Origin of the sequence: Pseudomonas sp. 44 R 15 (assembly GCF_900004965.1) — a bacterium.
Taxonomy (GTDB): domain Bacteria; phylum Pseudomonadota; class Gammaproteobacteria; order Pseudomonadales; family Pseudomonadaceae; genus Aquipseudomonas; species Aquipseudomonas orientalis_A.
Genome location: NZ_CVTU01000114.1, coordinates 119,456 through 141,812, shown reverse-complemented (window position 1 = coordinate 141,812; position 22,357 = coordinate 119,456). Strand labels below are relative to the sequence as shown.

The window sequence follows — 22,357 nt, the reverse complement described above, 5'->3', positions numbered from 1 at the left end:
GTCAGGTGTATGTCGTGTGGATTGGGTAAGGGCGTGGAAACCGCAGGTTTTCACAAGATAAAGGTCGACCCTTTCGCGAAAGGGTTCGACATGGGGCTCGCCAAACCCTTATCGCGGTCGGTGCGCCTCAACGGGTTTTCCACGTGCCTGCGGCTTGAACAGATCTATTGGAACATTCTGACGGAAATAGCCAGGATCAATACCTGCTCGGTCAGTGCGTTGTTGTCCTATGTCGACCGCGAAGTGCATCTGCGTTATGGCGGCGTGAAGAACTTCAGCGGGCTGGTGCGGGTGGTGTGCGTCGTTCACCTGTTGAAAGATCGCGTTGGCACCTGCGGGTCAGTCTGACTGGAGGGCGCCAGGCCCCGGCCCATGCTTGCGGCGGGCCGGGCCTCGGGCAGAAAGCCGGCTGCGCTGCCTCGATTTACCAGATATAATCCCGCGCTTTGCTGCGCATGCCGGGTTATATGCACGACGGCAGGGCGTGGCGCCGTTACGATCTGATCGCCGAGACATCTCCATGCCCATGTACGACTATCAATGTGCTTCCTGTGGTCATCAGTTGGAAGCCATTCAGAAGATCAGCGCCGCGCCGTTGGTCGATTGCCCAGCCTGCCAGGCACCTGAGTTGAAAAAGATGTTGTCCATGCCGGGCTTCCGCCTGAGCGGCAGCGGCTGGTACGAGACCGATTTCAAGACCGGCGCCAAGAAGAACCTGGCGGGCGGCGACAAAGCAGACTGAGTTGAACTCTACGCGCAGGCTCCTGCATTATCCGTCCCCTGCTTTAATGTACGGTGACGCGGCAGGCCTGCCACCGAATTTCGAATTACGAGAAGTGAAACCACTACCATGATGCGCAGCCACTATTGCGGCCAACTGAACGAGACCCTGGAAGGTCAGGAAATCACCCTTTGCGGATGGGTTCACCGTCGCCGCGACCACGGCGGGGTGATCTTCCTCGATATCCGTGATCGTGATGGTCTGGCCCAGGTGGTGTTCGACCCGGATCGCGCCGAGAGCTTCGCTGCCGCCGACCGCGTGCGCAGCGAATACGTCGTGAAAATCACCGGCAAGGTGCGTCTGCGCCCGGCCGGTGCGGTGAACAAGAACATGGCGTCCGGCGGCATTGAAGTGCTGGGCTATGAGCTGCAGGTGCTGAACGAGTCGGAAACCCCGCCGTTCCCGCTCAACGAATATTCCGACGTTGGCGAGGAAACTCGCCTGCGCTATCGCTTCCTGGACCTGCGTCGCCCGGAAATGGCCGAGAAGCTGCGTCTGCGCTCGCGCATGACCACCAGCATCCGCCGCTTCCTCGACGAGAACGGCTTCCTTGACGTTGAAACGCCGATCCTCACCCGCGCCACCCCGGAAGGCGCGCGTGACTATCTGGTGCCTAGCCGTACCCACCCAGGCAGCTTCTTCGCCTTGCCGCAATCGCCGCAACTGTTCAAGCAGCTGCTGATGGTGGCCGGCTTCGACCGTTACTACCAGATCGCCAAGTGCTTCCGCGACGAAGACCTGCGCGCCGACCGCCAGCCGGAATTCACCCAGATCGACATCGAGACCAGCTTCCTCGATGAAAAAGAGATCATGGGTCTCACCGAACAAATGATCCGCAACCTGTTCAAGGAAGTGCTGGACCTGGAATTCGGCGACTTCCCGCACATGACCTTCGAAGAAGCCATGCGCCGCTACGGTTCCGACAAGCCGGACCTGCGTAACCCGCTGGAACTGGTGGACGTGGCCGACCAGTTGAAAGAAGTCGACTTCAAGGTGTTCAGCGGCCCGGCCAACGACCCGAAATGCCGCATCGCCGCCCTGCGCGTGCCGGGCGGTGCGAGCATGCCGCGCAAGCAGATCGACGACTACACCAAGTTCGTCGGCATCTACGGTGCCAAGGGCCTGGCTTACATCAAGGTCAACGAGCGCGCCAATGGCGTTGATGGTCTGCAATCGCCGATCGTTAAAAACATCCCGCTGGACAACCTGAACGAAATCCTCGATCGCGTTGGTGCGGTCGATGGCGACATCGTGTTCTTCGGCGCCGACAAGGCCAAGATCGTCAGCGAGGCCCTGGGCGCGCTGCGCATCAAGCTGGGCCACGACCTGAACCTGCTGACCTGCGAATGGGCGCCGATGTGGGTTGTCGACTTCCCGATGTTCGAAGAAAACGACGACGGCAGCTTCAGCGCCTTGCACCACCCGTTCACCGCGCCGAAGTGCTCCCCGGCCGAGCTGGAAGCCAACCCGGCCGGCGCGCTGTCCCGTGCCTACGACATGGTGCTCAACGGCACCGAGCTGGGTGGCGGCTCGATCCGTATCCACCGCAAGGAGATGCAACAAGCGGTATTCCGCCTGCTGGGCATCAACGAAGCGGAACAGGAAGAGAAGTTCGGCTTCCTGCTCGACGCGCTCAAATACGGTGCACCGCCCCACGGTGGCCTGGCGTTCGGCCTGGACCGCCTGGTGATGCTGATGACCGGCGCCCAGTCGATCCGTGAAGTGATTGCGTTCCCGAAAACCCAGAGCGCCGCGGACGTCATGACCCAGGCCCCGGGTGTGGTGGATGCCAAGGCACTGCGCGAACTGCACATCCGTCTACGCGAGACGCCGAAGGCTGAGTAAGGCTGCTGCGTGAAAGCGCGATAAGGTTGTAAGCAGTCAAAAAGGCGCATCTTCGGATGCGCCTTTGCGTTTAAAAGAGGGAAATCTCGCCGGCGGCGGGATTGATAGGTTTCTAGAGAATTTCGGAGTTGTGTTATGGCTGGCCATTCCAAGTGGGCGAACATCAAGCACCGCAAAGAGCGTCAGGATGCCAAGAAAGGCAAGATTTTCACCAAGTGGATTCGCGAACTGACCGTCGCCGCCCGCCAGGGTGGCGGTGACCCGGGCTCCAACCCGCGCCTGCGCCTGGCGCTGGACAAGGCGCTCGGCGCCAACATGAGCCGCGACATCATCGACCGCGCCGTGGCCCGTGGTGCCGGTGCGGCCGATACCGACGACATGGTCGAGTTGACCTACGAAGGCTACGGCCCGGGCGGCGTGGCGGTGATGGTCGAATGCATGACCGACAACCGCAACCGTACCGCCGCAGCGGTGCGCCACGCGTTCAGCAAGTGCGGCGGCAACCTGGGGACCGACGGTTCGGTGGCCTACCTGTTCGAGCGCAAGGGGCAGATCACCTTTGCGCCGGGCACGGATGAGGACGCGCTGATGGAAGCCGCGATGGAGGCGGACGCCGACGACGTGGTCACCAACGAAGATGGCTCCATTGAGGTGTTCACCTCATTCGCCAGCTTCTACTCAGTGCGCAATACCCTGGAAGCCACAGGCTTCAAGGGCACCGACGCGGAAATCGTGATGCTGCCGACCACCAGCGCCGAACTCGACCTGGACGGTGCGCAGAAGGTGTTGAAGCTGCTGGACATGCTCGAAGACCTGGATGATGTGCAGAATGTGTACTCCAACGCCGACATCCCCGAGTCCGTGGCTGAACAGCTAGTCTAAAAAGCGATGAGGTCAAAATGTGGGAGGGGGCTTGCCCCCGATGAGGGCGTGTCAGTAGGCACATTTGTGACTGACCCACCGCCATCGGGGGCAAGCCCCCTCCCACATTGAAACTACGGTGTGTCAGAAAATGTACTTATTTAACCCGCAGGCGTTATGACTTTAATCCTAGGTATCGACCCCGGTTCGCGCATCACCGGTTTTGGCGTGGTGCAACAGACCCCGCGCGGCTGCGTGTATGTCGCCTCAGGCTGCATCCGCACGGGCGCAGGCGAACTGGCCGAACGCCTGCAGATCGTCTATCGCGGCGTGCGGGAGGTCATCCAGACCTACGGCCCGGTGACCATGGGCATCGAAAAAGTCTTTATGGCCAAGAATGCCGATTCGGCGCTCAAGCTCGGCCAGGCGCGTGGCGCGGCCATCGTGGCGGGGGCCGAGGAGGGCATGGAGATCGCCGAATACACCGCGACCCAGGTCAAGCAGGCCGTCGTGGGTACGGGTGGGGCCAATAAAGAGCAGGTGCAGATGATGGTCATGCACATGCTCAAACTCACCTCAAAACCCCAGATCGACGCCTCCGACGCCCTGGCCATCGCTATTTGCCACGCCCACACCCGCTCCAGCCTGCTGCCCCATGGCCTGGGTGCGGCACGCAGTCGTGGCGGACGCCTGCGTCTCTGATAGCATCAGCGCAATCGTTATTTCCGGTCAGGCCTGCTCTGACCCCCAAGCTTTAAGGATCTGAACCGTGATTGGACGCTTGCGCGGCACCCTGGCTGAGAAACAGCCGCCGCACCTGATTCTGGATGTGAATGGATTGGGTTATGAGCTTGAAGTGCCCATGACCACCTTGTACCGCTTGCCGTCGGTCGGCGAGCCGATAACCTTGCACACGCATTTAGTGGTGCGCGAAGACGCGCAACTGCTCTATGGTTTCATCGGCAAGCGCGACCGCGATTTCTTCCGCGAGCTGATTCGGCTCAATGGCGTCGGGCCCAAATTGGCCCTGGCATTGATGTCGAGCCTGGAAGTGGATGAACTGGTACGCGCCGTTTCAGCCCAGGACACCTCGGCCCTGACCAAGGTGCCGGGTGTGGGCAAGAAAACCGCCGAGCGTTTGCTGGTGGAACTCAAGGACCGTTTCAAGGCCTGGGAAGTGGTGCCGAGCATGTTCGCCCTGGTCCCGAACCAGCCGGATATGCCGGCAGGCCAGGTCGCCAGTGCCGAAAGCGATGCGGTCAGTGCGTTGATCTCCCTGGGCTACAAGCCACAGGAGGCCAGCAAGGCCGTATCGGCCATCAAGGACAAGAACCTGAGCAGTGAAGACATGATCCGCCGAGCCCTGAAGGGAATGATTTAAGTGATAGAAGCTGATCGTCTGATCGCGGCTACCGGCCCGCGCGACCGTGAAGAAGTCCAGGACCGCGCCATCCGCCCCCTGAGCCTGGCCGACTATATCGGCCAGCCCACCGTGCGCGAGCAGATGGAGCTGTTCATCCAGGCCGCACGCGGGCGCAGTGAGTCGCTGGATCACACGCTGATCTTCGGCCCGCCGGGCCTGGGCAAGACCACCCTGGCCAACATCATTGCCCAGGAAATGGGCGTGTCGATCAAGTCCACGTCCGGCCCGGTGCTGGAGCGCCCCGGCGACCTGGCCGCGTTGCTGACCAATCTGGAACCCCACGACGTCCTGTTTATCGACGAGATCCACCGGTTGTCGCCGATTGTCGAAGAAGTGTTATACCCGGCGATGGAGGACTTCCAACTCGACATCATGATCGGCGAAGGCCCGGCGGCTCGTTCGATCAAGCTTGACCTGCCGCCGTTCACGCTGGTGGGGGCCACGACCCGCGCGGGCATGTTGACCAACCCGTTGCGAGACCGTTTCGGCATTGTTCAACGTCTGGAGTTCTATAGCACGGCAGACCTTGCGACCATCGTCAGCCGTTCGGCGAACATCCTCGGCTTGCCGTTGGACCCGGAAGGCGCGTTCGAAATCGCCCGGCGTGCCCGCGGTACACCTCGGATCGCCAACCGCTTGCTGCGCCGCGTGCGCGATTTTGCCGAGGTGCGCGCCAAGGGGCATATCACCAAGGCGGTCGCGGACCTGGCCTTGAACCTGCTGGATGTGGACGAACATGGCTTCGATCACCAGGATCGGCGTCTGCTCCTGACCATGATCGAGAAGTTCGACGGCGGACCGGTGGGCGTGGACAGCCTTGCGGCTGCAATCAGTGAAGAGCGTCACACCATTGAAGATGTACTGGAGCCCTACCTGATCCAGCAGGGCTATATCATGCGCACGCCGCGGGGCAGGGTGGTGACGCGTCATGCCTATCTGCACTTTGGGCTAAACATTCCGTCACGATTGGGAGAGATGCCTGTGGTAGACGAATTCCTTGATGCAGTGGACGATTAAAAACTGTAGGAGCGAGCTTGCTCGCGAAAAACGTCAACGATGACGCAGTGTGTCTGGTGATACGCGTCGCGCTCAGGTGCTTCGCGAGCAAGCTCGCTCCTACAGGGTATTTGCCATGTGGGGTGATTTATCTGAAGTTTGTGCTGTCCCAGTGTCTGGCGTCGTCATTCAGGCGTTGGAAATATGTTCAGGTATTGAAAAAACAGTTGTCCAGCCGGATTGGCAACCTGAGGAGTAAGCACTAGAGTATGCGCGCGCAAAACGGGGATCAGTCGTTCGCACATCGCTGTCGCGTTTATTACGAGGACACTGATGCCGGCGGCATCGTTTATTACGTCAATTACCTGAAATTCATGGAACGGGCTCGAACCGAGCGGCTAAGGGAGCTGGGCTTTGCCCAATCCACGCTGGCCGGGGAGGACCTGTTATTCGTCGTGCATTCCAGCGAGGCGCGTTACCACGCACCGGCGCGACTGGACGATGAGTTGCTGGTCAGCGCTGAAGTCATCGAATTGAACCGTGCCAGCCTGCGATTCAAGCAGCAGGTCAGGCGGGCTACGGATGCAACGCTGCTCTGTGAGGGGCAGTTCCTGGTGGCATGTGTACGCACCAACAGTTTGAAACCTCGGGCCATTCCCGAAACTCTACGTGCGGCCTTTGCTGCCGTGAGCGGCGCGGGTAAACAATCAAAGCAGGAGATTTAGCGTGGAACCTACCGTCGTCGACCATTCCTCGATGTGGAGCCTGGTCAGTAATGCCAGTATCGTGGTGCAACTGGTCATGCTGACCCTGGTAGCCGCATCGGTTACCTCTTGGGTCATGATTTTTCAGCGCAGCAACCTGCTGCGTGCCGGTCGACGCGCCCTGGAGAGCTTCGAGGAGCGCTTCTGGTCGGGTATCGACCTGTCCAAGCTGTATCGCCAGGCCGGCAGCAATCCGGACCCGGATTCGGGCGTCGAGCAAATCTTCCGCGCCGGCTTCAAGGAATTCTCGCGCCTGCGCCAGCAGCCGGGCGTTGACCCGGAAGCCGTGATGGAAGGCGTGGCCCGAGCCATGCGCGTGGCCATCTCCCGCGAAGAAGAGAAGCTGGAGCAAAGCCTGCCGTTCCTGGCGACCGTCGGCTCCGTCAGCCCGTACATCGGCCTGTTCGGTACCGTATGGGGCATCATGAACTCCTTCCGGGGTCTGGCCCAGGCGCAGCAGGCGACCCTGGCTACCGTAGCCCCGGGCATTGCCGAAGCCCTGATCGCCACCGCGATCGGCCTGTTCGCCGCTATCCCCGCAGTAATCGCCTACAACCGTTTTGCCGCCACCAGCGAAACCTTGATCGGCCGTTACTACACCTTCGCCGATGAATTCCAGGCGATCCTGCACCGTAAAGTGCACACCAGCGAAGAATAAGCAGGTAATTCCCAATGGCTTTAATCGCTCGAGCTCGCAAAAAGCGCAAGCCGGTCGCCGAGATGAACGTAGTGCCCTACATCGACGTGATGCTGGTGCTGCTGGTTATCTTCATGGTGACCGCGCCGATGCTCAACCAGGGCGTGAAGGTTGATCTGCCCAAGGTTTCCAGTGAAGCCTTGCCGCAGGACAACAACACTCAGGTCCTGACCATTTCGATCAAGGCTGACAAGACCTACTACTGGAACCTTGGCAGCGAAGTCGACACGCAGAAACAGCAGGACAAGGCCCTGACCTTGCCGGCGATGACCGATGCCGTGACCAAGATCATTCGTTCCGGCAACGAAGGCGGCAAGCACACCCAGGTGTTCATCCGCGGCGACAAGTCGGTCGACTACGGTTCCGTCATGGGCGCCATGGGCGGGCTGCAGAAGGCCGGCGTGGGTAACGTTGGCTTGATTACCGAGGCGCCCTGATGCAGCAACAGCGAGAGCCGTCCGCCTCGGAAAGCTTCTTCTGGCCTAGCGTCTGGGCAATTGCCCTGCACGTCCTGGTGTTCGGCATGCTGTTCGTCAGCTTTGCCATGACCCCGGACCTGCCGCCAGCCAAGCCGATCGTGCAGGCGACCCTGTATCAGCTGAAATCGAAAAGTCAGGCCACCACCCAGACCAATCAGAAGATTGCGGGTGAGGCCCAGAAGTCGGCTGCGCGCCAGACCGAAGTCGAGCAGATGGAACAGAAGAAGGTCGAGCAGGAAGCGGTGAAGGCTGCTGCGGAACAAAAGAAAGAAGAGGCGGCTCAAAAGGCCGAGGAATCGAAAAAGGCTGACGAAGCGAAGAAAGCCGACGAGGCGAAAAAGGCTGATGAAGCCAAGAAGTCCGAGAAAGCTGCCGAAGCCAAAAAGGCCGAAGAGAAACAATTGGCTGATATAGCCAAGAAGAAGTCCGAAGAAGAAGCCAAGAAAGCTGCCGAAGAAGAGGCCAAGAAAAAGGCCGCTGAGGAAGCCAAGAAAAAGATCGTCGAAGACGCGAAGAAGAAAGCCGCCGAAGACGCCAAGAAAAAAGCTGAAGCAGACGAGGCGAAGAAGAAAGTCGCCGACGACGCGAAGAAGAAAGCTGCCGCCGACGCCTCCAAGAAAAAGGCCCAGGAAGCAGCCCGTAAATCCGCCGAAGAGAAAAAGGCCCAGGCCCTGGCAGATTTGCTTTCCGACACGCCGCAGCGTCAGCAAGCCTTGGCCGATGAACGTGGCGATGAAGTCGCGGGCAGTTTTGACGACCTGATCCGGGCGCGGGCAGCGGAAGGCTGGACACGTCCACCTTCGGCACGTAAAGGCATGACAGTAGTGCTGCAGATCGGCATGTTGCCGGACGGTACGGTGACTTCGGTCAGCGTGGCCAAGTCCAGTGGTGACGGTTCGTTCGACAGTTCGGCGGTTGCCGCAGTCAAGAATATTGGCCGGTTGACCGAGATGCAGGGAATGAAACCAAGCGACTTCGCTCCCTATCGTTCATTCAAGATGACATTCACACCTGAGGATCTAGCCTTGTGAGAAACCTTCTTCGAGGAATGCTTGTCGTTATTTGCTGTATGGCAGGGATAGCGGCGGCGGATGAAAAGAACATCCTGGTTACCAGCGGCAGCGATCGGGCCACCCCGATCGCGGTGGTACCGTTCGGCTGGCAGGGCGGCAGTGTGCTGCCGGATGACATGGCCCAGATCGTCAGTGACGACCTGCGTAACTCCGGCTACTACGCACCGATTCCAAAAGGCAACATGATCAGCCAGCCCAACCAGGCCAGCGAAGTTGTGTTCCGTGACTGGAAAGCGGTGGGCGCGCAGTACCTGATGGTCGGCAACATCACGCCGGCCGGCGGTCGCCTGCAAATCACCTACACCTTGTTCAACGTGGCCACCGAGCAGCAGGTCCTGACCGGCAATGTCTCCGGCACCGCTGAACAACTGCGTGACATGGCCCACTATATTTCGGACCAGTCGTTTGAAAAACTCACCGGTATCAAGGGGGCGTTCTCCACGCGCCTGTTGTATGTGACCGCTGAGCGTTTCTCTGTCGACAACACCCGCTACACCCTGCAGCGTTCGGACTACGACGGTGCGCGTGCAGTGACCTTGCTGCAGTCCCGTGAGCCCATCCTGTCGCCGCGCTTCGCGCCGGACGGCAAGCGTATTGCCTACGTATCGTTCGAACAGAAGCGTCCACGTATCTTCGTCCAGCACATTGATACCGGCCGTCGCGAGCAGATCACCAACTTCGAAGGCCTCAACGGTGCACCGGCCTGGTCGCCGGATGGTTCGCGCCTGGCATTCGTGCTGTCCAAGGACGGTAACCCGGATATCTACGTGATGAATATGGCCTCGCGTCAGCTCTCGCGTGTGACCAGCGGCCCGGGTATCAACACCGAACCGTTCTGGGGTAAAGATGGTTCGACCATCTACTTCACCTCTGACCGTGGCGGCAAACCTCAGGTCTACAAGGCAAATGTGAACGGTGGCGGCGCGGAACGTGTGACCTTTATCGGTAACTACAACGCCAATCCCAAGCTTTCGGCCGATGAAAAGACGTTGGTAATGATTCACCGTCAGGATGGTTTCACTAATTTCCGGGTTGCGGCCCAGGATTTGCAGCGCGGAACCGTGAAAATCCTTACAGATACCAACCTTGATGAGTCAGCCACTGTTGCGCCCAACGGCACCATGGTAATCTACGCCACCCGCCAGCAGGGCCGGGGAGTCTTGATGCTCGTGTCCATCAACGGACGCGTAAGGCTCCCGCTTCCTACCGCACAAGGCGAAGTCAGAGAACCATCCTGGTCCCCTTACCTGAACTGACGCGGCGCTACAAAAAGAAGTACTTAACACACTGGGGTTCATTAGGAGTTTCACGATGGAAATGCTGAAGTTTGGTAAGTTTGCTGCTCTGGCTCTGGCTCTGTCCGTAGCCGTTGGTTGCTCCTCTAAAGGCGGCGACAATGCCGGTGAAGGCGCAGCTGTTGATCCAAACGCTGGTTACGGCGCTAACACTGGTGCAGTCGACGGCTCCCTGAGCGAAGAAGCTGCTCTGCGCGCGATCACCACTTTCTACTTCGAATACGACAGTTCGGACCTGAAGCCAGAAGCCATGCGCGCTCTGGACGTTCACGCCAAGGACCTGAAAGCTAACGGCGCTCGCGTTGTTCTGGAAGGTAACACTGACGCCCGTGGTACTCGTGAGTACAACATGGCTCTGGGCGAGCGTCGTGCGAAAGCCGTTCAGCGCTACCTGGTACTGCAAGGTGTTGCTCCAGGCCAACTGGAACTGGTTTCCTACGGTAAAGAGCGTCCAGTTGCAACTGGCAACGACGAGCAGTCGTGGGCTCAGAACCGTCGCGTCGAACTGCGTAAGTAATTCGTCATGCGAACGTGCCGTCGTGCTCTGACTGTATTGGCTCTCAGCCTCGCACCGCTTGCGGTGTGGGCTGCGGTTCCTGTAACGGATAGCAACTCTGGCTATAACAATAGCGGCAGCAGTTATCCGCCAGCAGGTTATGGCACGAACGGCGCCTATGCTGGGGGCGCGGCTACGGCCGCGCCCTCGGCACAGGGCGAGCTGTTCAACCAGCTGCAACGCATGCAGGATCAATTGGCCCAGCAACAAGGCGCCATTGAAGTTCTGCAGAATCAAGTGAACCAACTCAAGCAAGAAGGCCTGGAGCGTTACCAGGATCTTGATCGACGTATTGGAGCCGGTGTTGCACCTGCCGCTACTCCTGATAATTCTTCTGCCGGTGGCGCGCCCAGTGCCGCTGCCGGTGGTGCCGCTGCCGGTGGCGCAGCAGCGGGGGCCGCAGCGGCTGCCCCTGCCGCGAGCAGCGAACCGGGCGATCCGGCGAAGGAAAAACTGTATTACGATGCAGCCTTCGACCTGATCAAGGCCAAGGACTTTGATAAGGCCAGCCAGGCCTTTACCGCGTTCCTGCGCAAGTACCCGAACAGCCAGTATGCGGGCAATGCCCAGTACTGGTTGGGTGAGGTCAACCTGGCAAAAGGTGATTTGCAGGGGGCGGGCCAGGCGTTTGCCAAGGTCAGCCAGCTGTACCCCAAGCATGCCAAGGTGCCTGACTCGCTGTACAAGCTGGCTGACGTAGAGCGCCGCCTGGGTCATACCGACAAGGTCAAAGGCATTCTGCAGCAGGTGGTTGCCCAGTATCCGGGCACCTCCGCCGCGCAGTTGGCCCAGCGGGACCTGCAACGCTTGTAGGCAATGCAGCCCGTTTAGAAGAAACCCGCGCCTGGCGCGGGTTTTTTCGTTAGAATCCACGCCCTTTTATGAAACACGCTTCCTGGGGTTGACGCGTTGGCGCAATCCCTTGAAGTGCCTGACGGAGGCGGACAGCCTGTTTAGCTGTTACGCCCGTGGCGACTATGCAAGACACATTACGTATTACCGAAGTTTTTTACTCGTTGCAGGGTGAAACGCGCACTGCCGGCCTGCCCACCGTATTCGTACGGCTCACCGGCTGCCCCTTGCGTTGCCAATACTGTGACAGCGCCTATGCCTTCAGCGGCGGCACCGTACGCACCCTGGATGACATCCTCGAGCAGGTTGCCGGTTATCGGCCGCGCTACGTCTGTGTAACGGGCGGCGAGCCGTTGGCGCAACCCAATGCCATCCCCTTGCTCAAGCAGTTGTGTGATGCCGGTTACGAGGTCTCCCTGGAAACCAGTGGCGCCTTGGATATCTCTGCGGTCGATCCGCGAGTCAGCCGAGTAGTCGATCTTAAGACCCCCGACTCCAAGGAAGCCCATCGCAATCGCTACGAGAACATGGACTTGCTGACGGCCAACGATCAGGTCAAGTTCGTCATTTGCTCTCGCGACGATTATGACTGGGCGACTTCCAAGCTGATCCAGTACGGCCTTGAGCGTCGAGCGGGGGAGGTGCTGTTTTCCCCAAGTCATCACGACCTCAACGCACGCGATCTTGCGGACTGGGTAGTGGCGGATAACCTGCCGGTACGCCTGCAGTTGCAGTTGCACAAATACCTGTGGAATGACGAACCAGGTCGCTGAGACGGCTGTGGAAGGCCTTCAAACCGCGCCATTTTTGGCTTCAATGGGTTTTTTCTGATTTATTTCAAATAAGGTGTTGAATAATCCTTAGAAATCAGTATTATACGCGCCACCACACAGCGGGTCGTTAGCTCAGTTGGTAGAGCAGTTGGCTTTTAACCAATTGGTCGTAGGTTCGAATCCCACACGACCCACCATTTTTGGCGGTTTAGAAAATCCGGAAGGCCCACGCAAGTGAGGATTTCCGGGTTTTTTTTTGCCTGTCATTCCGCGTCACCCAATCGATACGCATTGCGCCGTGATCGATTCATCTCGCTGGTCAGCCGATACACCATCTTTTGTCTCGCCTCCCTGCCGATCCATCCAAGTTATTGCTCTTAAAATAGACAAGTTGAACAAATTCACCAATATTTTTATAGATATTGGTTGTTTGTGTATTTTTCTTCACGTTGTCGACTCAAATACGCAATTCATGCCAAGCTTTCTTTGTTTAGTATTGGATCCAATGTCGAGCGCGGTCAGCGAGGCCGCCCAGGCAACCGACGATCAGTTCTAAAAAGGAGAAGCCGCATGATGCTCAAGGACCCTTCCAGCAAATACCGCCATTTCACCACCGTGGATCTGCCGGACCGCCAATGGCCCAGTGTCGTGCAGGCTGCTGCGCCGACCTGGTGCAGTGTCGATATGCGTGATGGCAACCAGGCGCTGATCGAACCCATGAATGCCGAGCGCAAGCGTCGCTTCTTCGAGCTGCTGGTGAAGGTGGGTTTCAAGGAGATCGAGGTGGGGTTTCCCGCTGCATCCCAGACCGATTTCGATTACGTGCGTGAACTGATCGACAGTGGCGCGATTCCCGACGATGTGACTATCCAGGTGATGACGCAGGCGCGCAGTCATTTGATCGAGCGCACCTTTGAGGCCTTGAAGGGCGCACCGCGAGCGATTGTGCACGTGTACAACGCCACCGCCCCGGTGTTTCGCGAAGTGGTGTTCGGCGTCGACCGCGCCGGCTGCATCGACATCGCCACCCAGGCAACGCGTGAAATCAAGCGTCACATGGACAACAATCCAGATACGCAATGGACGTTCCAGTATTCTCCCGAAACCTTCTGCTTTACCGAACTGGACTTCGCGCTGGAGGTTTGCGAGGCGGTGACGGATGCGTTTGGGCCGACCCCGTCGAACAAAATGATCCTGAATCTGCCGACCACCGTGGAAGTCTCCACGGCGAACGTCTTCGCCGATCAGATCGAGTGGTTTTGCCGACATTTCAGCCGGCGCGACAGCGTGGTCATCAGTGTTCACCCGCATAACGATCGCGGCACCGGGGTGGCGACGGCCGAGCAGGCTTGTCTGGCCGGGGCCGAGCGTGTCGAGGGCACCTTGTTCGGCAACGGTGAGCGCACCGGCAACGTGGATATCCTGACGCTGGCAATGAACCTCTACACCAGCGGCATCGACCCGCAACTGGATTTCTCCGACATCATTCATGTGCAGCGTGAGGTCGAGTTCTGCAACCAACTGCCCACGCACCCGCGCCATCCCTACGCCGGGGAATTGGTGTTCACGGCGTTCTCGGGCTCGCACCAGGACGCGATCAAAAAAGGTTTCGCGGCGCGCCAGGCCAATCCCGACGGACGCTGGGAAGTGCCGTACCTGCCGATCGACCCGGCCGACATGGGGCGCAGCTATGAGGCGGTGATTCGTGTCAACAGCCAGTCGGGCAAAGGCGGCGTGGCGTACCTGCTGGAACAGCATGGCATTGTCATGCCACGCCGTTTGCAGATGGAATTCAGCAGCCTGGTCCAGCAGGAAGCCGATGCTTCCGGCCAGGAAGTCAGCGGCGAGATGATCCTGGCCTGCTTTACCCGACACTACCTGGATCAGGGCAACCCTTACACGTTGTTGCAGCCCAAGTTGGTCAGCGAAGGCAACGTGACGTATCTGGAGGGTACGCTGACCGGCGGCGCGAGAGACATCGAACTGAGCGGCGAAGGCAACGGCCCGCTGGCGGCGCTGGTGGACGCATTCGCTCAACGCGGCGTGCACTTCGACATCGCCGATTACCATGAGCATGCCACCCGTGACGGTGCCCAGGCCGAGGCGCTGGCCTACGTGGAGATCCGTGTGAACAACCAGCTGCTGTTTGGTGCTGCCCGCGATGGCAGTATTCTGCTGGCGTCCCTCAAGGCGGTGACGAGTGCGGTCAACCGCGCATCGCGTCTGGGCCTGCTCAGCGTGGCGAGTGCTGCGGTGCCTTCCTGAGATGAATGCGCATACCGCATTGGCGGCGCTCACCGGTAACTTTGGTCACGGTGACATCGTTGCCTCGCATCGACATGAAGAAGGCCAGTTGGTCTATGCCATCAACGGCGTGATGCTGGTATCGGTGGTCGGCACCACGTGGGTGGTGCCTTCCGGACACGCGTTGTGGGTGCCCTCGGGGCAGGAGCATCAGATCCGCATGACCGGCGAGGTGCGCATGCGCACGTTGCTGATCACCCCCGGCGCCCACCGTGCCTTGACCGAGGAGTGCCACGTCATCCGCGTATCGCCACTGCTGCGCGAGTTGATCATCGCTGCGTCCGAGGTGCCTGACAGTGAGTCGGCCGCGGTGCGTCATGTGCAGATTGTCGACCTGATTTTCTCCGAACTCGACCGGGCACAAAGGGTGTTGGCCCATGTGCCGATTCCGGACGAGCCGCGGCTCAAGTCGCTGTGCGCCGACTTTATCGACAACCCTTCCCAGGAGTCGAAGCTGGAGAGCTGGGCGGTGCAACTCAATATGAGTTCGCGCACCCTGGCTCGGCTGTTCCAGAAAGAGTTGGGCATGAGTTACGGCGAGTGGCGCAAGCGCACGCGGCTGCTGCTGAGCATGCAGCGCCTGGCCTGCGGCGTGTCCATTCTGGAAGTGGCGCTGGAGCATGGTTATCAAAGCCCGAGCGCTTTTACCGCGATGTTCAAACGCACCATGGGTTATACACCGAGCAACTGCCGTCTGGTCTGAGCCGCACCCGGCGTTCACACCCCTCCCACTGGACATGGCCCGCGGCTGCGCAGGGCCATGTTTGCGTCTGCGCGGCCGACGGTTGCTCAGGATTCAACGGTGGCACGCAGGTTGTCCCAATCGAAACGATGGTTGTCTGGAACTCGGGAGATGCGCGACGCGGTGCTCTCTTAATCTGCGTCTCTACTTAGCACTCTGGATTTCTGCGATGGGTTCGCCTTCTTTTTCCGCGCGGCACTGCCGTCTTTCGCTCCTGGGCGTGGCGGTTGTCTGGTTGACGGGGTGTTCCTCCTGGGTCGCCCATACGCCGGCGCAACCCCACCCGCAGCGCATCGATGCCTTGAGTCGCCTGCCGCAAGGCGTATCGGCCCAGGCGTTACCCGACCGTTGGTGGCAGTTGTACAACGACCCCAGACTCGATGCGCTGGTGCAGCAAGCGTTGGCGCACAACCGTGACCTGGCGGCGGCGCAGGCCCATGTGCAGGCGATGCTGGCCGGGATCATGCAAGCCGACGCCGAGCGTTGGCCGTCCACGCAGGCCTCGCTGGGCGCCGTTTACGGCAAGACGGCCGACGATCAGACCCTGGCCAAAGCCACCGACAGCCACGCGCCGTCGCAGTGGGCGTTCAACCCGGGCTTCGAGTTGGCTTACCAGGTGGATGTGTGGGGCCAGGTCCAGCGCAGCATCGAGCGGGCGCAGGTGCAGGCGGCGGCGGCCCAAGACGCCGAAGACCTGCTGCGTATCACGGTCGCTGCGCAAACCACTCGCGCTTACGTGAATGCCTGTGCCCTGGGCGCACGCGCCAAGGTGCAGCGCCATTCACTGGAAGTGGTCGGGCACAGCCTGGCACTGACCGATCGCCAGCGTCAGGCAGGCGTGGTCACGGATCTTGAATACAGCCGCATGCAGGCATTGCAGGGCGAAACCCTGGCCTTGCTGCCGATGCTGGAGGCGCGTCGCCAGGCCGCGTTGTATGAACTGGCGATGCTGACTGGCGTGGCGGACCTGGAGCAAGGCTCAGGCGCGGCGACCTGCGAAGCGGTGCCGCAACTCGCCGCCGCACTGCCGGTGGGGGACGGCTGGCAATTACTGGCGCGTCGCCCGGATATTCGCCAGGCCGAGCGGGCATTGCAGGCAGCCACGTTACAAGTGGATATCGTCCAGGCCGACCTGTATCCGAAGGTGACCTTTGGTGCATCAGTGTCTTCCTCGGCCAGCAAACCCCATGAACTGGGCGACAGCAGCGCGGTGATGTTCGGCATCGGCCCGCTGATCACCTGGCAGTTCCCCAACTGGCGTGCCAATCGCGCACGGGTCAACCAGGCCCGGGCGCTTGAGCAGGTGCAGGTCGCGCAATTCGAGGCCAGCGTGCTCAACGCCCTCAAGGACGTGCGCCAGGCACTGGCGTTGTACGACGGCGAGCGCCAGCGCCACGCCGCCCTGAGCCAGGCGCTGGAGAGCAGTCAGCACGCCTACAGGCTCGCGCAGTTCAATTACAACGCCGGCTCCATCGACTTTCTCGACGTGCTCGACAGCGAGCGTGAGCTGATCCGCCTGCAAGCCACGCGCGCCGACGCCGATGGCCAGTTGCTGCAGCGCCAGATCAGTCTGTTTCGCGCCCTGGGCGGCGGTTGGCAGTCCGCTTCCAGCCAGGCCCCGACCGCTGCGCTCACCCACGCTTCCGTCAATTCTTCCGGTACCCAGCCATGAATATCGCTGTTGATGAAAAAAACACTGTGCAGGATGAGCAGGAGCAGGTGGTCGAGCAACTCATGCACGACCGCAAGCAACGCCGCAAACGCAACCTGATCCTGCTCGGTGGTGCTGTTTTATTGATCGCGGCAGTGGCGTTCGGCGTGTATTGGATGACCATCGGGCGCTACCTGGAACAGACCGATGATGCCTACGTGCGCGCCGACTGGATTCCCATCAGTCCGCGGGTATCGGGCTACGTGGCCCAGGTGCTGGTCGAGGATGACCAGCCCGTCAAGGCCGGGGATGTGCTGGTGCGCATCGAGGACCGTGACTACCAGGCGAGGTTGGCCCAGGCCCGTGCGGAGTTGGCTGAAACGCAAGCCTCGATTGCCGCCCAGCAGGCCAACCTGCAAGTCACCGACAGCCTGATCGCGCAACAAAAGGCCGGTATTGCCCAGGCTGAGGCGCACACGCGCAGCGTAGGAGCGGAGTTGCGCCGCGCCGGTCTGGATCAGCGTCGCTATGAAGGCCTGGTCCGTGAGCATGCCGCCAGCGCCCAGCGCCTGGAAAGCGCAGCCGCCAGTTACACCCAGGCCAGCGCTGCGGTGGAAATTGCCCGGGCGATGCAGCGCCAGCAGGAAACCCGGCTGAATGTCGCCATTACCCGGCGCCAATTGGCCGATGCCTCGCTCCAGCAGCAAATAGCCCGGCGCGGCCAGGCCGAGGCGCAGTTGAAACTGGCGACCAACGCGCTTGAAGACACCTTGATCCGCGCGCCGATCGACGGGGTGGTGGGGCAGCGCAAGGTGCGCACGCGCCAGTACGTCGCGCCGGGCCTGCCGTTGCTGGCGGTGGTGCCTCTGCATCAGGCCTATGTGGTGGCCAACTACAAGGAAACCCAGCTGCGCGACATGCGCGCCGGGCAACCGGTGGATATCAGTGTCGACAGCTATTCGGGACGCAAGCTCACGGGGCATGTGGTGAGTTTTTCGCCGGGCTCGGGAGCGGTGTTCGCGCTGCTGCCGTCGGACAACGCCACCGGCAATTTCACCAAGATCGTGCAGCGCTTCCCGGTGAAGATCGTGATTGATCAGCACGATGAAGGTGGCCCGATTCTGCCGGGCATGTCGGTGATTACCACGGTAGATACCCGTCCTGCCGTGCAGGACGCCAAGCATGACTGAGGCCGGCGAGAAAACCGTCTCCTTTCGCGCCTGGGTGGCGGTGATCGGCGGGCTGTTCGGCTGTTTCATGGCCGGCATGAACGTACACGTGACCAGCGCCGCGCTGCCTGAAATCGAAGGCTCGCTGGGCGCGACTTTTGAGGAGGGCTCGTGGATTTCCACGGCGTATCTGGTCGCCGAAATCGTCATGATCCCGCTGACCGCCTGGCTGGTGCAGGTGTTTTCCCTGCGCCGGGTGATGCTGGTGGGCTCGTTTGTATTCCTGGTGGCTTCCATCGCGTGTTCCTGGGCGCCCAACCTGGAAGTCATGATCATCATCCGGGTCATCCAGGGCGCTGCCGGCGCGGTGCTGATCCCGTTGTCGTTCCAACTGATCATCACCGAACTGCCACCGAGCAAGATCGCCATGGGCATGGCGCTGTTCGCCCTGTCCAACAGCGTGGCCCAGGCCGCCGGGCCGTCGATTGGCGGCTGGCTGACTGACGCCTATTCCTGGCGCTGGATTTTCTACCTGCAACTGGCCCCCGGCATTCTGCTGTTGCTGGCGGTGGCGTGGTCCATCGATGCCAAACCGATGCAGTTGAGCCTGCTCAAGCGCGGCGATTGGGGCGGTATTTTGGCCATGATCGTCGGCCTGGGCGGTTTGCAGATCGTGCTCGAAGAGGGTGGGCGCAAGGACTGGTTCGGCTCCGATTTCATCGTGTGGATGTCGTTGGTCGCAGGCATCGCCCTGGTGTATTTCGTGCTGTCACAGCTCTACGGCAGCCGCTCCTTCATCAACCTGCGCTTGCTCAAAAGCTACAACTTCGGCGTGGCGAGCGCGGCGATGTTCATTTTTGGCGGGGCCACGTTCGGCCTGGTCTTTCTGGTACCCAATTACCTGTCCCAGTTGCAGGGCTACAACGCGCGCGAAATCGGCATCAGCCTGATTGCCTACGGGATGGTGCAACTGGTGCTGGCACCGTTCATGCCGCGCCTGATGAAGTGGCTCAACCCCAAGCTGATGGTTGCCAGCGGATTTTTCATCATGGCCCTGGGGTGCTATCTCGGTGCGCATCTGGACGTGGACAGCGCCGCCAACGTGATCATCCCGTCCACCGTGGTACGGGGCATCGGGCAGCCATTGATCATGGTGGCGTTGTCGGTGTTGGCCGTGTCCGGGTTGGCCAAGGATGAGGCCGGTTCGGCTTCCGCCTTGTTCTCCATGCTGCGCAACCTGGGTGGCGCCGTGGGCACAGCCGGGTTGACGCAGATCGTTGCGATGCGCGAGCGCTTTCATTCCGAGCGCGTCGGCGAGTCGATCACCCTGTTTTCCCCGTCATTGCAGGAGCGCCTGCGCGCCAGCATGGCAGACAGTGAAGCATTCATCTTCAACCAGCTATTGCCCGCCCAACAGCAAGTGATTGAAAGCCTGATGCATACGGTGCGTCGCGAGGCCTACCTGATGGCCTACAGCGATGCGTTCTACGTGTCCTGTATCGCGTTGATCCTGTGTGGTGTGGCGGCATTGGCATTGCGTCAACAAGCAAAGAATTAAATGCATAAAGTCCGCAATTGATACGCGGTACTTCTCAACGAGCAAGAGGGAACTTGAATGGTGAAAAGGCGAATGGCCTGTTGACAGTTTGGTGACTTGCTAACTTAGCAATGACATACAGTTTGCAAATGCTCAGATCCGGTGAGTAGGCAAACTCACGCCCGACAAAGTTGATGTCTATAACTTTGATCGGGCTTCTGTTGTTGTATGTTTTATAGTTCGGAAATATTTTGTATTATTTATTGAGAAAACACTTGCTGAGCGTAATGAACTTCCTCTAAGTTTCGTCTTGCTTCGGCGGCTGACCGCTCGGTCCGACGAAGTGTCATGCTGTAATTCAACTGAAATACATAGTGTGCTGGCCGGTAATGGCGAGATAAGCCTGCTCATGCCTGAAAAAAGGCAGGCTGGTTTATATCGATCGGTCGGGACCCAACTAAGCCTGATGAGGAGAGCAACATGGAAGATAAAAAGTCGCACTTGAACGCCAAGAAAACCGAACTGGGCAATCATCGGATCTTTGCTGAGATCAATTCATTGCCGGTCTTGCGCGCCTTTATGGAAACCCATGTCTTTGCCGTGTGGGATTTCATGTCTCTGGCCAAGCGTCTGCAACAGGACCTGACCTGTACTCGACTGCCATGGCTCCCACCCTTGGACCCGGCGGCAGCGCACTTGATCAACGAAATCATCCTCGGCGAAGAGTCTGACCAGAACCTGCAGGGCGGTCACTACAGCCACTTCGAACTCTACCTGCACGCTATGCGTGAAGTCGGCGCCAGCACCGACAAGATTGAATTCTTCGTCAAACTGATGCGTGAAGGTGTCGACCTGCAGACCGCGTTGAACCGCTGCGGCGCAGGCCTGGCAGCCTCGGCCTTTGTGACCGACACCATCGAAACCGCCATAAACGCCTCCACGCACTGTGTCGCCGCAGCGTTCCTGCATGGGCGTGAGAGCGTTATTCCGGAGATGTTCCAGCGCATTCTTGATGACTGGGATATCACCGCCGACGACGCCCCGACCTTCCGCTACTACTTGCAACGCCATATTGAAGTCGACTCCGAAGATCACGGCCCGGCGGCGGAAAGCCTGCTCGCGCGCCTGGTCAACGGTGATGCTCAGCGCCAGGAAGAAGTCTACGAGTCGGCCATCGCAGCCGTGCAAAGTCGCCTGGCGCTCTGGGACAACTTGCGCGTGGCCATGCGCGAAAATGTCAGTGAGTGCGTGGCATGAACATAGAAATCATCGAAGCGGACCAGGCCCAATGGTTCGAGGTCAAGTCCGAGCGCGGGATCACCCTGACGGTATTCAAGGACACGTTGGACCCCATCAATAAAACCGGTATTCGCACGCGTCTGGTGCGTTTTCATCCGGGCGGCGGCACCCGTGAAATTTATACACATGATTATCACGAAGAAGTGTACTTGATCGAAGGCGATCAAACAGAGTTGGCCAGTAATGAACGTCCCGAGAAGACGTACCGTGATGGTGCTTACTTCTTCAGGGCGGCGCACACCGAGCACGGTCCGTTCAACTCCAAAGACGGTTGCCTGTTGTTTGAAGTGCATTACTACTGATCATCATGAACAAAGGGAACGCTTCATGAGAGCTGAAGAATATCAATCATTTTCCGAAGCGTGGGAGGAGCGTGCGACGATTCGTACGCGCCCGAGGCGTCGTTTGGAAGATGATGAAAAGTTAATATTCCCGATCAGTCGCCAACCGCTGGTAATGGGCGCAACGTTCATCCGCGAATGTGCGCACTTGCAGCACTTTGTGCTTGTTCAAAGCCTGTACAAGTTCATTAACGATGTGGTGATTTTCGAGACGGAAATCGTCGACAAAACCGCCAGGAGCATCGCGAAAGATAACTTCGCCATCCGCTTCCCGTTTGCCTGCCGGTATGACGCGATGACCGTGGTAGTCGATGAGGACTATCACGCATTGGTGGCGATGGATTACATGCAGCAGACCATCGAGCTGACCGGGATCGAGCCCATCACCTTGCCTGCGGAAATCGAACTCAGCCGTTCGATTCCCAAAGCCCTGGCGATGGCGCCCGAGCACCTCAAAGCGGCTGTGGAGTTGATCTGCGTCGCGGTGGCCGAAAACACCTTGACCAACGATGTCGCGGCATTTGCCCGGGACGACTCGGTGAAGGCATCGGTCAAGGGGTTGATGGCAGACCATTTGGCGGACGAAGGTCGGCACTCCGGCTTTTGGGCCAAGTTGACGCGCATTTACTGGCGCACGGCGAGCGAGGAAGACAAGCGCACGCTGGCCGCGATCATGCCGGTGTTTCTCGCTGAGTACCTGACGAACGAGATCCAGCAGGGGTTCGATTTCGCCTTGATCGAGCAGTTGCCAGTGAGCCCTGCTGTCAAGGCGGCGCTGCGCGAGGAGGTCGAAGGCATGAGTTTTCCGATCACGCCGACGCACCCGCTGGTGGGCAACATCGTCCGATTCTTCAAACACAGCGCCATGCTCGACGCTCCCTGCATGCAGGAAGCGCTCGCCGATTATTTGCGCTAGAGG

At 59.7% G+C, this 22,357-nt stretch carries 23 protein-coding genes and 1 tRNA gene; all 24 read left to right on the top strand.

Annotation, left to right across the window (positions count from 1 at the left end):
- Positions 1-9: 9 nt before the first annotated feature.
- The 24 genes from BFP93_RS23210 to BFP93_RS23095 all read left to right on the top strand — a co-directional run bounded on the left by BFP93_RS23210 (position 10) and on the right by BFP93_RS23095 (position 22,354).
- Positions 10-348 carry a ribbon-helix-helix domain-containing protein gene (locus BFP93_RS23210; RefSeq protein WP_065887599.1) on the top strand — a complete coding sequence of 113 codons (339 nt, stop codon included), beginning with the start codon at positions 10-12 and terminating at the stop codon, positions 346-348.
- A 172-nt stretch (positions 349-520) separates the two neighbouring features.
- Complete coding sequence (locus tag BFP93_RS23205) at positions 521-742, top strand: FmdB family zinc ribbon protein (RefSeq protein ID WP_003193872.1); 222 nt, start codon at positions 521-523, stop codon at positions 740-742.
- A 108-nt stretch (positions 743-850) separates the two neighbouring features.
- Entirely contained in the window at positions 851-2,626 is a 1,776-nt protein-coding gene (gene aspS / locus BFP93_RS23200) for an aspartate--tRNA ligase (RefSeq protein WP_065895080.1), read from the top strand.
- A gap of 135 nt (positions 2,627-2,761) precedes the next feature.
- Entirely contained in the window at positions 2,762-3,508 is a 747-nt protein-coding gene (locus tag BFP93_RS23195) for a YebC/PmpR family DNA-binding transcriptional regulator (RefSeq protein WP_065895079.1), read from the top strand.
- Positions 3,509-3,664: 156 nt separating this feature from the next.
- Positions 3,665-4,189, top strand: coding sequence for a crossover junction endodeoxyribonuclease RuvC (gene ruvC / locus BFP93_RS23190; RefSeq protein ID WP_019821257.1), 525 nt, complete (start codon positions 3,665-3,667; stop codon positions 4,187-4,189).
- 67 nt (positions 4,190-4,256) lie between these two features.
- Entirely contained in the window at positions 4,257-4,868 is a 612-nt protein-coding gene (gene ruvA / locus BFP93_RS23185; RefSeq protein ID WP_003175802.1) for a Holliday junction branch migration protein RuvA, read from the top strand.
- Positions 4,869-5,927 carry a Holliday junction branch migration DNA helicase RuvB gene (gene ruvB / locus BFP93_RS23180; protein ID WP_053135842.1) on the top strand — a complete coding sequence of 353 codons (1,059 nt, stop codon included), beginning with the start codon at positions 4,869-4,871 and terminating at the stop codon, positions 5,925-5,927. It begins immediately after the preceding gene.
- Between the two features lie 248 nt (positions 5,928-6,175).
- A complete protein-coding gene (gene ybgC, locus BFP93_RS23175) occupies positions 6,176-6,631 on the top strand; it encodes a tol-pal system-associated acyl-CoA thioesterase (RefSeq protein WP_003175800.1) in 456 nt (151 codons plus the stop codon).
- A gap of 1 nt (position 6,632) precedes the next feature.
- A complete protein-coding gene (gene tolQ / locus BFP93_RS23170; protein WP_034115768.1) occupies positions 6,633-7,328 on the top strand; it encodes a protein TolQ in 696 nt (231 codons plus the stop codon).
- 23 nt (positions 7,329-7,351) lie between these two features.
- Entirely contained in the window at positions 7,352-7,804 is a 453-nt protein-coding gene (gene tolR, locus BFP93_RS23165; protein ID WP_161793227.1) for a protein TolR, read from the top strand.
- Positions 7,804-8,877, top strand: coding sequence for a cell envelope integrity protein TolA (gene tolA, locus BFP93_RS23160; protein ID WP_065887602.1), 1,074 nt, complete (start codon positions 7,804-7,806; stop codon positions 8,875-8,877). Before tolR ends, tolA begins: the two co-directional genes overlap by 1 nt.
- A gap of 17 nt (positions 8,878-8,894) precedes the next feature.
- The gene (gene tolB, locus BFP93_RS23155; RefSeq protein ID WP_065887603.1) at positions 8,895-10,175 is read left to right on the top strand and encodes a Tol-Pal system beta propeller repeat protein TolB; all 1,281 of its coding nucleotides are present in this window, start codon (positions 8,895-8,897) and stop codon (positions 10,173-10,175) included.
- Between the two features lie 55 nt (positions 10,176-10,230).
- Positions 10,231-10,731 carry a peptidoglycan-associated lipoprotein Pal gene (gene pal, locus BFP93_RS23150; RefSeq protein ID WP_003193861.1) on the top strand — a complete coding sequence of 167 codons (501 nt, stop codon included), beginning with the start codon at positions 10,231-10,233 and terminating at the stop codon, positions 10,729-10,731.
- A 6-nt stretch (positions 10,732-10,737) separates the two neighbouring features.
- Positions 10,738-11,583, top strand: a complete 846-nt coding sequence (ybgF, locus tag BFP93_RS23145; RefSeq protein ID WP_065895078.1) for a tol-pal system protein YbgF — start codon at positions 10,738-10,740, stop codon at positions 11,581-11,583.
- Positions 11,584-11,747: 164 nt separating this feature from the next.
- Positions 11,748-12,395, top strand: a complete 648-nt coding sequence (queE, locus tag BFP93_RS23140) for a 7-carboxy-7-deazaguanine synthase QueE (RefSeq protein WP_034128580.1) — start codon at positions 11,748-11,750, stop codon at positions 12,393-12,395.
- Positions 12,396-12,516: 121 nt separating this feature from the next.
- Positions 12,517-12,592: transfer RNA gene (locus tag BFP93_RS23135), tRNA-Lys, on the top strand.
- A gap of 373 nt (positions 12,593-12,965) precedes the next feature.
- The gene (gene leuA / locus BFP93_RS23130; RefSeq protein WP_065895077.1) at positions 12,966-14,660 is read left to right on the top strand and encodes a 2-isopropylmalate synthase; all 1,695 of its coding nucleotides are present in this window, start codon (positions 12,966-12,968) and stop codon (positions 14,658-14,660) included.
- Between the two features lies 1 nt (position 14,661).
- Positions 14,662-15,402 (top strand): AraC family transcriptional regulator, encoded by a 741-nt coding sequence (locus BFP93_RS23125; protein ID WP_065895076.1) that lies wholly within the window; start codon positions 14,662-14,664, stop codon positions 15,400-15,402.
- Positions 15,403-15,610: 208 nt separating this feature from the next.
- Positions 15,611-17,113, top strand: coding sequence for an efflux transporter outer membrane subunit (locus BFP93_RS23120; RefSeq protein WP_065895075.1), 1,503 nt, complete (start codon positions 15,611-15,613; stop codon positions 17,111-17,113).
- Positions 17,110-18,282, top strand: a complete 1,173-nt coding sequence (locus BFP93_RS23115; protein WP_065895074.1) for an HlyD family secretion protein — start codon at positions 17,110-17,112, stop codon at positions 18,280-18,282. Before BFP93_RS23120 ends, BFP93_RS23115 begins: the two co-directional genes overlap by 4 nt.
- Positions 18,275-19,819: an MDR family MFS transporter gene (locus BFP93_RS23110; protein ID WP_065895073.1), complete on the top strand. Its 1,545-nt coding sequence runs from the start codon at positions 18,275-18,277 to the stop codon at positions 19,817-19,819. The genes BFP93_RS23115 and BFP93_RS23110 overlap by 8 nt, the downstream gene beginning before the upstream one ends.
- Before the next feature lie 459 nt (positions 19,820-20,278).
- Positions 20,279-21,055: a DUF3050 domain-containing protein gene (locus tag BFP93_RS23105; RefSeq protein WP_065895072.1), complete on the top strand. Its 777-nt coding sequence runs from the start codon at positions 20,279-20,281 to the stop codon at positions 21,053-21,055.
- On the top strand, positions 21,052-21,399 hold the full coding sequence (locus BFP93_RS23100; RefSeq protein WP_065895071.1) for a DUF4437 domain-containing protein: 348 nt from the start codon (positions 21,052-21,054) through the stop codon (positions 21,397-21,399). The genes BFP93_RS23105 and BFP93_RS23100 overlap by 4 nt, the downstream gene beginning before the upstream one ends.
- A gap of 25 nt (positions 21,400-21,424) precedes the next feature.
- Entirely contained in the window at positions 21,425-22,354 is a 930-nt protein-coding gene (locus BFP93_RS23095; protein ID WP_065887613.1) for a diiron oxygenase, read from the top strand.
- Positions 22,355-22,357: the final 3 nt, after the last annotated feature.